General features: G+C 67.2%; 3 protein-coding genes. All 3 read left to right on the forward strand.

The genetic code is table 11. The annotated features are described in order from the left end of the window. The first annotated feature begins 56 nt into the window (after positions 1–56). Positions 57–1,772, forward strand: coding sequence for an acyclic terpene utilization AtuA family protein (locus ACFWF3_RS29100; RefSeq protein ID WP_379316753.1), 1,716 nt, complete (start codon positions 57–59; stop codon positions 1,770–1,772). Beyond that, entirely contained in the window at positions 1,769–2,920 is a 1,152-nt protein-coding gene (locus ACFWF3_RS29105; protein ID WP_378996086.1) for an acyl-CoA dehydrogenase family protein, read from the forward strand. The genes ACFWF3_RS29100 and ACFWF3_RS29105 overlap by 4 nt, the downstream gene beginning before the upstream one ends. A gap of 59 nt (positions 2,921–2,979) precedes the next feature. Next, the coding region (locus tag ACFWF3_RS29110; RefSeq protein ID WP_379316755.1) for a carboxyl transferase domain-containing protein at positions 2,980–3,415 on the forward strand (436 nt) is incomplete at its 3' end.

Consider the following 3,415-nt stretch of genomic DNA (forward strand, 5'->3'; position numbering starts at 1 on the left):
GAATTAACAAGCACGCATGCTTGCTTTTTTTCTGAACCGCTGCGATCCTGGGTGCCATGAGTGCTCTCTCCGCTGACCCGGACCTGATCCGGATCGGGAATTGTTCCGGGTTCTACGGTGACCGGCTCAGCGCCATGCGCGAGATGCTGGAAGGCGGTCAGCTCGACGTGCTGACCGGCGACTACCTCGCCGAACTCACCATGCTGATCCTGGGCCGCGACCGGATGAAGGATCCGAGCCTCGGCTACGCCAAGACCTTCGTCAAGCAGATCAAGGACTGCCTCGCGCTCGCGCTCGAGAAGAACGTCCAGATCGTCACCAATGCCGGCGGGCTGAATCCGGCGGGGCTGGCCGAGCAGTTGCGCAAGGTCGCCGCCGAGCTCGGGCTCGACGCCGAGATCGCGCACGTCGAAGGCGACGACCTGGTCTCGCGGGCCGCCGAGCTCGATCTGGGTCAGCCGCTCACCGCCAACGCCTATCTCGGCGCGTGGGGGATCGTCGAGTGCCTGAACTCCGGCGCCGACATCGTCGTCACCGGTCGCGTCACCGACGCCTCCGTGATCGTCGGTCCGGCGGCGGCCCACTTCGGGTGGGCCCGTACCGATTACGACGCGCTCGCCGGTGCGGTGGTCGCCGGCCACGTGATCGAGTGCAGCACTCAGGCCACCGGCGGTAACTTCGCCTTCTTCACCGAACTCGGTGACATCGGCCGCCCCGGCTTCCCGATCGCCGAGATCCGTCGCGACGGGTCCTGCGTGATCACCAAGCACGACGGCACCGGCGGCGCGGTCACTGTCGACACCGTCGAAGCCCAGCTCATGTACGAGATCCAGAGCGCGCGCTACGCCGGACCCGACGTCACCACCCGCCTGGACAGCATCGTGCTGAGCCAGGAGGGTAAGGACCGGGTATTGATCAGCGGCGTCACCGGTGAGGCCCCGCCGCCACAGCTCAAGGTCTCGCTGAACACCCTCGGTGGCTTCCGCAACGAGATGTCATTCATCCTCACCGGACTCGATATCGAGGCCAAAGCCGCACTGGCACAACGACAGCTGGAATCCTGGCTGCCGGACAAACCCGCCGAGCTCACCTGGACCCTGGCTCGCCTCGATCGCCCCGACGCCGAGACCGAAGAGCAGGCCAGCGCGATCCTGCGCTGCGTGGTGCGCGATGCCGACCCGAACAAGGTAGGTCGCGGGTTCTCCAGTGTCGCTGTGGAATTGGCGCTCGCGAGCTACCCGGGTGCCAGCTTCACCGCGCTGCCCGGAAACGGTTCGCCCTACGGTGTCTTCACCCCGGGTTTCGTCGACGCGCACGAGGTGCCGCATATCGCCGTGCTGGCGAACGGTACCCGTGTCGACATCGCCCCCGCTACGGAAACCGTTGTTCTCGAACCTGTTTCCGAACCCGAACTGCCCGCACCGCTGCCGCCCGCCGAAACCCGTCGAGTCCCGCTCGGCACTATCGCGCTCGCGCGCAGCGGCGACAAGGGCGGCGACGCCAATATCGGCGTGTGGGTGCGCACCGACGACCAGTGGCGCTGGCTCGTGCACACCCTCACCGTCGAGAAGCTGCGAGAACTTCTTCCCGAGACGGCCGACCTGACCGTCACCCGCCACGTGCTGCCCAATCTGCGCGCGGTCAACTTCATCATTTCCGGGCTGCTGGGCAAGGGCGTCGCCTACCAGGCACGTTTCGACCCGCAGGCCAAGGGGCTCGGCGAATGGCTGCGCTCCCGCCACATCGATATGCCGACGGAGCTGTTCGCATGACCTCAGTTTGGGAAACGCCGGAGCGAAAAGAGCTGCGCGCCACTGTGCGCGGGTTCGTCGAACGGGAGATCCTGCCCGACCTCGATGCCTGGGAGCGGGCCGGCGAACTACCGCGCGAGCTGCACAAGAAGGCAGGCGAACTCGGCCTGCTCGGCATCGAGTACCCGGAATCGGCGGGCGGCGAGGGCGGCAACGCCATCGACTCGGTGATCGTGGGCGAGGAGATCCATGTCGCCGGTGCGTCCGGCGGGCTGTGGGCCTCACTGCTGACCTGTGGAATCGCGCTGCCGCACATGATCGCCTCGGGCAACCAGGCCCAGATCGACCAGTGGGCCAAGCCGACGCTGGCCGGTGACCTGATCGGTTCGCTGGCCATCACCGAACCCGGCGGGGGTTCCGATGTCGGCCACCTCACCACCACCGCCGTGCGGGACGGTGAGGACTTCATCATCAACGGCGCCAAGACCTTCATCACCTCGGGCTGTCGTGCCGACTTCGTCGTCACCGCGGTGCGCACGGGCGGCCCTGGCGCGGCCGGTGTTTCGCTGATCCTGGTGCCGAAGGACACGCCGGGCTTCACCGTCAGCCGCAAGCTGGAGAAGATGGGCTGGCTGGCCTCGGATACCGCCGAGCTGTCGTACGTGGACGTACGGGTGCCCGCCTCGAACCTGGTCGGCGCCGAGAACAGCGGCTTCGCGCAGATCGCCGCCGCGTTCGTCAGTGAGCGGGTGGGCCTCGCGGTGCAGGCGTATTCGCTGGCCCAGCGCGCGCTCGACCTCACCGTGCAGTGGTGCCGCGATCGCGAGACCTTCGGCCGCCCGCTGATCAGCCGCCAGAAGGTACAGATGACGCTCACCGATATGGCCCAGCGCGTGGATATCTCGCGCACGTACACCCGGGCGCTGGTCGAGCGCTACGTCGCCGGTGACGAGAACCTGATCGCTCAGGTGTGCTTCGCCAAGAACAACGCCGTCGAGACCGCCGAATGGGTGGCCAACCAGGCCGTGCAGTTGCACGGCGGGATGGGCTACATGCGTGAGGCCGAGGTCGAGCGCATCTACCGCGATGTGCGCATCATCGGCATCGGCGGCGGCACCAACGAGATCCTGACCATGCTGGCGTCGAAAGTATTGGGGTACCAGTCGTGACGACCTTCCGTTCCCTCATCGACACCGCCTCGCCCGAGTACACCGCGGCCGCCGAGGCGATGTCCACCAAGCTCACCGAGGTCGAGGCGGAGTTCGCCAAGGCCATCGCCGGTGGTGGCCCCGACAAGGTGGCCCGGCACCACAAGCGCGGCAAGCTGACCGCGCGTGAGCGCATCGAATTGCTGCTCGACGAGGACTCGCCGTTTCTCGAGCTGTGCCCACTCGCCGCGTGGGGCAGCGACTTCCACGTCGGCGCGTCGACGATCGCCGGCATCGGCCTCGTCGAGGGCGTCGAGTGCATGATCGTCGCGCCCGACCCGACGGTGCGCGGCGGTACGTCGAACCCGTGGACGCTGCGTAAGACACTGCGCATCAACGACATCGTCCGGGAGAACCGGCTGCCGGTGATCTCGCTGGTCGAGTCCGGCGGCGCGGACCTGCCGACGCAGAAGGAAGTGTTCATCCCGGGTGGCGCGATGTTCCGCGACCTCACCC

The organism is Nocardia sp. NPDC060220 (assembly GCF_042727815.1).
Taxonomy (GTDB): Bacteria; Actinomycetota; Actinomycetes; order Mycobacteriales; family Mycobacteriaceae; genus Nocardia.